Annotated in this window: 5 protein-coding genes, 1 tRNA gene and 2 pseudogenes; 4 read left to right on the top strand and 4 right to left on the bottom strand. The window is 41.5% G+C overall.

Annotated features, from left to right (window positions below; translation table 11 throughout):
• Positions 1-136: 136 nt before the first annotated feature.
• Positions 137-379, bottom strand: a pseudogene (locus tag PX481_RS10990) (hypothetical protein); the annotation flags it as partial.
• Between the two features lie 34 nt (positions 380-413).
• Positions 414-1,049, bottom strand: coding sequence for a tRNA (guanosine(46)-N7)-methyltransferase TrmB (gene trmB, locus PX481_RS10985; RefSeq protein WP_286825890.1), 636 nt, complete (start codon positions 1,047-1,049; stop codon positions 414-416).
• 65 nt (positions 1,050-1,114) lie between these two features.
• Between trmB and PX481_RS10980 the strand changes: the two genes are divergently transcribed.
• The 3 genes from PX481_RS10980 to petG all read left to right on the top strand — a co-directional run bounded on the left by PX481_RS10980 (position 1,115) and on the right by petG (position 3,438).
• Positions 1,115-2,203 (top strand): metallophosphoesterase family protein, encoded by a 1,089-nt coding sequence (locus PX481_RS10980; protein WP_288094580.1) that lies wholly within the window; start codon positions 1,115-1,117, stop codon positions 2,201-2,203.
• Between the two features lie 362 nt (positions 2,204-2,565).
• Positions 2,566-3,051, top strand: a complete 486-nt coding sequence (locus tag PX481_RS10975; protein ID WP_002759444.1) for a hypothetical protein — start codon at positions 2,566-2,568, stop codon at positions 3,049-3,051.
• 270 nt (positions 3,052-3,321) lie between these two features.
• Complete coding sequence (gene petG / locus PX481_RS10970; protein ID WP_002738052.1) at positions 3,322-3,438, top strand: cytochrome b6-f complex subunit V; 117 nt, start codon at positions 3,322-3,324, stop codon at positions 3,436-3,438.
• A 170-nt stretch (positions 3,439-3,608) separates the two neighbouring features.
• On the opposite strand, the gene PX481_RS10965 is transcribed toward petG, so the two are convergent.
• Positions 3,609-4,160 carry a 1,2-dihydroxy-3-keto-5-methylthiopentene dioxygenase gene (locus PX481_RS10965; protein ID WP_002759439.1) on the bottom strand — a complete coding sequence of 184 codons (552 nt, stop codon included), beginning with the start codon at positions 4,158-4,160 and terminating at the stop codon, positions 3,609-3,611.
• Between the two features lie 131 nt (positions 4,161-4,291).
• Between PX481_RS10965 and PX481_RS10960 the strand changes: the two genes are divergently transcribed.
• Positions 4,292-4,364, top strand: a tRNA-Ala gene (locus PX481_RS10960).
• 41 nt (positions 4,365-4,405) lie between these two features.
• Here PX481_RS10960 and PX481_RS10955 read toward each other — a convergent pair.
• Positions 4,406-5,836 (bottom strand): annotated as a pseudogene (locus PX481_RS10955) (hypothetical protein); the annotation flags it as partial.
• Positions 5,837-5,974 lie beyond the last annotated feature (138 nt).

Here is a 5,974-nt window from a genome sequence, read left to right as displayed (position 1 = left end):
TCCTTATCTGGTAAGAGACTTAATTGATTAGTTCGCTCTAGATCAAAAACAATCGACAAAAATCGCTAAATGCCTTTCTATATAAGGGTTACATCCAATATAACCCCCGTCCATTGCATAACACAAACCGAAGAGCCGTAATTTTTAACCAGGACGGTAGATAGCGACCCTTACCCAAAACGATTCCCGCTCTCTTTTTAGCTTTTTGAGTTCCCGTGATAAAGTATAATCGCCAAGTACCGACTAAAGCCGCAAAAGTAAGATTTTCTTTAGTTTTTTTATTGTTTTTTTCTTTTGTTAAGAGAAATTCTAGCAATTGAGATACAGGGGGGCGATTATTGTCCTCAAGTATTAGGGGTGAGTCGAGATTTCTAACCATGATTTCAGACAGTGCCAAGATATTTTAGCTGAAGCTACCGAACTCGAAAAAGCGAGCGATAAACCGGTTGACCCTTATTATAAGTGGACTTTTCCCTCTCCGTCGGTACGGGGAAAATATTTTCCTCTAACCAGGGGGTTTGATGTTGCCGAACAAAATTGGGATGTGCTTGAAATCTCTCGGTCATTTCCAGGGCGATCGATTCCACATCCGACTGTAAAAAAACCCAGCCCCCAGCTACCATATACTTAGCCAAAGCTATGACTAATTCTGGCTGCACAACCCGACGCTTGCTGTGACGCTGTTTAAACCAAGGATCGGGAAATTGAATCGACACCCAAAATAACTTATCCGCGGGCAAAGATTGCAGTAAAATTTCTGGGGCAACATTCATATTGCCAAAAACAAAAGCGAGATTACTTAATCCTAACCTTTCCCGTTCCTGATTCGCTTCAATTACCAAAGGTTGACGAATTTCAATCCCCAAAAAATTAATTTCTGGCTCTACTTGGGCCATTTGTAACAAAAATTTACCCCGCGCACAACCAATGTCAAGATGGAGAGGTTGCGTCATATCCTGATAAACTTGATTCCAATCGGGGGGAGCGATCGGATGGCGATATTTATGACTTAAGGGATTGACGTGCTGACGAACGCGAACTTTAGCCAAAGATATTTTCTCCTCATTTCTCCTCGATCGATCTAGTTTACCGATATTTAGCCCAATTCAATGCGATGAATTTCCGTTTCGCCATTCTCAGCGATCCTCATATCGCTTTACCCACAACCATTTTAAACCATTCTAATCGCTTTCATCTGGTGGAAGTGAGTATTCCAGCTTTAAAAATTGTTTTAGACCATCTCATCACCCTTAACCTCGATTTTCTGCTGATTGCTGGCGATTTAACCCAAGATGGTGAACCAGAAAATCATCGTTGGTTAGCCGATTGTTTAGCCACTTTACCCTTTCCCGTCTATGTGGTGCCTGGTAATCATGATGTTTTGAGTTTAACCGCGACGGAAAACCAGATCGGTTTAGCAGATTTTCCCTTCTATTATCAACAATTTGGTTACAGCGACCCCGAACAAATATACTACCAAAAAGAAATTTTACCCGGAGTGCAATTAATCGGTCTTAATTCTAATCAATTCGATGAGCAAGGTGGACAAATTGGCAGTTTAGATGCAGAACAATTGCATTGGTTAAAACAGACTTTACCCGCGCTAAAAAACGATCTAGTGATGGTGATGATCCATCATAACGTTATCGAGCATTTACCCGGACAAAGCAATCATGAATTAGGTAAACGCTATATGTTGGCTAATGCGGTAGAACTACTCGATATACTACAGGAAAACGGCGTAAAATTGTTGATTACTGGCCATCTCCACGTGCAGGATCTGGCTTTTACTAGAGGTATCTATGAAATTACCACCGGTTCCCTCGTCAGTTATCCCCATCCCTACCGGGTGCTAGAATATTGCGAAAACACGGTTGAATTAGCCATAGAATCTTTTCATCTGCAAAATATACCCGGATGGGAGAATTTACCCGCTATTTCTCGGCAATGGTTAGGCGATCGCTCTTATCCTTTTATGATGCGTTTATTAACCTGCCATCCCCTCAATCTTCCCGTGAGTCTAGCGGAGGAATTAGCCCCGAAATTACGAAATTTTTGGGCAGATGTGGCTAAAGGTGACACAATCTTCGATTTTAGCGATTTTCCGCCCCTAGCACGCCGTTATTTTTACGCTTTCAGTGCCATCGATCCCCTCGGTAATCCTCATTTTATCGACAATCAAGCCGTAATTAGGGTTTGCTGAAAAAGCTTTTCCTAGGGGCAGGGTGTGGGGTGTGGGGTGTGGGGTGTGGGGTGTGGGGTTTTACCGATTTTCAGGTGGTCAATTACCTAATTTTCAGGGAAAAAGTACCTGAATTTTCCCCCCAATCACTCCAAAGGTCGGCACTTTTTGAGGGAAAACAAGTCTAAAAGTCTTATACAACAAGGTTTTTAGATTTATTCAGCAAGCCGTAATTAGTTTCAAGCATCAGTTCAGTTATCGGCGCTCAAACTTGCTGGTGGAGATGGGAGAATAGCTGCAACAAATAATTAACTATAGCTTATAGTTAAAGGACTATCCGGCAGCGCGACCGCTATCTTGGCAGAAAATATCAAAAAAAATCAATGGAAGCAATTAAAAAGGAATTGAAAAAAATCGGTTCTCTTGCCCTCTTTTTTTTCTTGGCTTTCGGTTATATTCTTCTGATCATGAAATTATTTCTGGAAGAATATTCGATTACTACCTACGTTTTGGGTAAAGCGAGCTTAGGGGCGATCATTGCGGCAAAAACCGTGGCCATTCTCGACGCAGCCATGAAGCTAGAATGGTTAGAAAATCGACCCCGTTACGTTAGTGTTCTGTATAGAACCTTTGTTTATACCCTAGCAGCACTGATTCTCGGCTCGATCGAGGGTTTTCTGGAAGCTTATCGGGGAACGCGGGTAATTTCGGAGGCAATGGCCAAATTTTGGCAAAGGGAAAGTTTCTCTCAAATCCTTGCGGTTACTCTCTGTCTAGCAGTGGTTTTTTGTCTCCACAATCTCTGGCAAGAAATCGATCGCTATTGGGGTAAAGGCACATTGAGAAAATTTTTTCTCGGTCGCTCCTAGAGTAGAGCAGTTATCTTAATGGTGAGATAGCAAGTTTTCCTTTTCGGGAGTCGGGAGATAAGAGTCAGGGATTTAGGGAGATAGGGAGATAGGGAGATAGGGAAATTTCAGCTAAATTCCCCACTACCCCCCACACCCCACACCCCACACCCCACACCCCACTACCCCAACACTCCACTTAAGAAGTATGTGCGATCGCCCTATCTTTCCAGGGCAACCGCTGCTACGATAAAATACGGGTGAAAAATTGCTAATCCAAGGAGTACAGACGTGATTGAACCTTTAGTGCTAGGGATTGTCCTAGGCTTAATTCCCATTACCCTAGCGGGTTTGTTCGTTGCCGCCTACTTACAGTACAAACGGGGCAATCAATTCGGCTTAGACTAAATCTATCACGCCAATCCCCCGAATTGAGATAATCTCCCGTCAAGCTAGGCACTAGACGGGAGATTTTCAACAGGACAAATATACCCCTTAACAGATTGTGGCTGCCGGCGTTGCCATCCCTGCAAAACTTATCTGTCTTATTGGGAAAGCACTCGCCAAAAAACCAAAGGCTACACGGCTGTTAAACTAGGAAAACGAATGACAGTTTCCGTATATTCGGGAACCCATCCGGCGGTACTGGTAAAGTAACGCACTGCTTTAACTCGTTTACTGGCAGTGAGGTGAAACCAGTGTTCGCTATGGGCAGGAACATTGATATATTCTTGAGGTTGAATAGTTAATTCCCCCTGAGAACCATCGGCAAAGACAAAGCCAAAAACCCCCTCCCCATCAATGATATAACGCACCTCATCGTCGGCGTGGGTGTGACAGCGCTCGAACTTTGCCAGTAAAGTGTCGAGATTGGGAATTTCAGGGTGTAAAACGATTAAATCTCTGGCTTGATAACCCGCTTCTTGTTTAAGTTGCTCAAAATAACCGTCTAAGCTGGTTAAAACTATTTCTTTTTCTTCGTCAGTCAGAGAAGCTTGTTTAAGTAGCTGACGAGTGGCTTCGTTTTCGATCGGCCAATAGTTTAAAGTGACATTTAATTTGGCCAATTCCAGACTAATATCGGCTAACTGGGTATAGGTTGTCCCATTCTCTAAGCGTAGTATCGCCATTAGTTATCATCCTCAAGATTACTTTTTCCATTTTAAAGTTTTCCAGAGAGAAGCCGCTCGATTTTTTGCCCCTCGATCCCTTGCCAGTTCCTAGGATTTTCTGCTCAAAAATGCTATTATGGTCTATATATGGGGAATTAGCTCAGTTGGTAGAGCGCTGCGATCGCACCGCAGAGGTCAGGGATTCGAGTTCCCTATTCTCCATTTGCCAGAGATATTAACCGCTTTTCAAGCTTCAAGAAAGATTATGAACCAGTCTCAACTTCCCAAAAAGGCGTTACTTTTATTTCTGGGGAGAATAGCAGAGGATTACTGACAGAAAAGCTAAAGGATTTGACTTGTGGTGGTAATTTTCCTTGAAAAAATGCCATTAATTCCTGATCATTTCTCGGTAAATGACTAAGGATAACTCCATTAGCTGAATTATCTTGAACAAAGCGAAAATTGGCTTGAGTTCCATCGAGATAATTAACGTTAATTATCACGGGAGGGATTCTAAAGAGTTGTTTGACTATTTTACCCAACCAAGAATATTCAAATTTAACTTGAACACGAGTAATCCCACTATTACGAGTAGGTAATTCATAGACTTGATCCCAAGTAACATTAGTAGTCTCTCCTAGAGGGGTTGGAATGCAACGACTGACTTTTTGTTTTTCTAGAAGATAAAAGTTGGTTTTGATTGCGGGGACTTGGAAGGGCGAATTTACCGAGTCAAGTTGATAATTACAAACCACATAGGAAAAGGCTTTAGGTTCATCAAAAAAAGGATGTCTGCCATCAATAGCTTGAAAGTGATAAATCAGATAATCTCTGGGAGATTGAGATAAGCTTTGATAATTTAGTTCATCCAGTTTTTCTGTATAAGCAGAATAGGATTGAATAATCGGCCGCGGTTTCCAATTAAGCTGATTGCCCGGAATCAGTGAAAATTCCCAGGGAATTATATCAATAGTTTTGCCTTGCACTTTTCCCAGCACAGAATCGGGTATTTTGGTAGCGGCAGCAATGACTTGTAAATTTTGAGTTGTACTCCTTTCACCTCGCATTTCTAATTCTCTGGGATTAAGGATAGAGGAAATGACAACCCCAATATTATTAGCCACCCTATCGGGACTGAAATTACTCCACTGGCGAGCATTTTCCAATATAGTCCAATTAGGACTAGAGGTGATAATAATACATCCCAAAAAAATTATTCCCCAAGCACAATAAGCAATTTTCTTCAACCGAGATTTTTTAATAATTGTTGTATAAAGAGAAGCTGAGACAATAACCACAAGTGTAAAAACAACAACGTGAGCATCTTGCCTAACAAATCCATGCTTAAATGATAAAAATATAGGAAAAATATAGGCAATAGCGAGACTAGGGTTTTGGTCTATAATTGCCAGAGACATTAAAAGCAAACTTAAGGACAAGCAGAGCAAGGCAATGAGTAAATGCTGGTAATTTCCTACAATACTCATCGCACTGGAATAACCAGAAGAAAATGCCCAAGAATTGCTCAAATATTCGATGAGAGAGGGAAAATTATTGAGATTAATTGTTTGGATAAGAAGTAACCCATAAAGCCCATAAAATACTAACAGAGGTAAGAAGTTAAGTAAGTAGTTCTGATTAAATAGAAGATAGATTCTGCCTTTGATACCCCTTGCCTCTCTTAATAAGGGGGGCTCTTCGGTTTGTGTTATGCAATGGACGGGGGTTATAAGGGATGGAACCCTTATAGAGAAAGGCATTTAGCGATTTTTGTCAATTGTTTTTGCTCTAGAGCGAACTAATCAATTAAGTCTCTTGCCAGATAAGGATTT

Source organism: Microcystis sp. M53603_WE2 (assembly GCF_030065435.1).
The sequence above is the reverse complement of the archived record's forward strand: the minus strand, read 5'-3'. Positions and strand labels throughout refer to the sequence as shown.

Coding starts and splice junctions, on each gene's coding strand:
- PX481_RS10980 (WP_288094580.1), top strand. CDS start 1,115: ATGAATTTCCGTTTCGCCATTCTCAGCGATCCTCATATCGCTTTACCC.
- PX481_RS10975 (WP_002759444.1), top strand. CDS start 2,566: ATGGAAGCAATTAAAAAGGAATTGAAAAAAATCGGTTCTCTTGCCCTC.
- PX481_RS10965 (WP_002759439.1), bottom strand. CDS start 4,160: ATGGCGATACTACGCTTAGAGAATGGGACAACCTATACCCAGTTAGCC.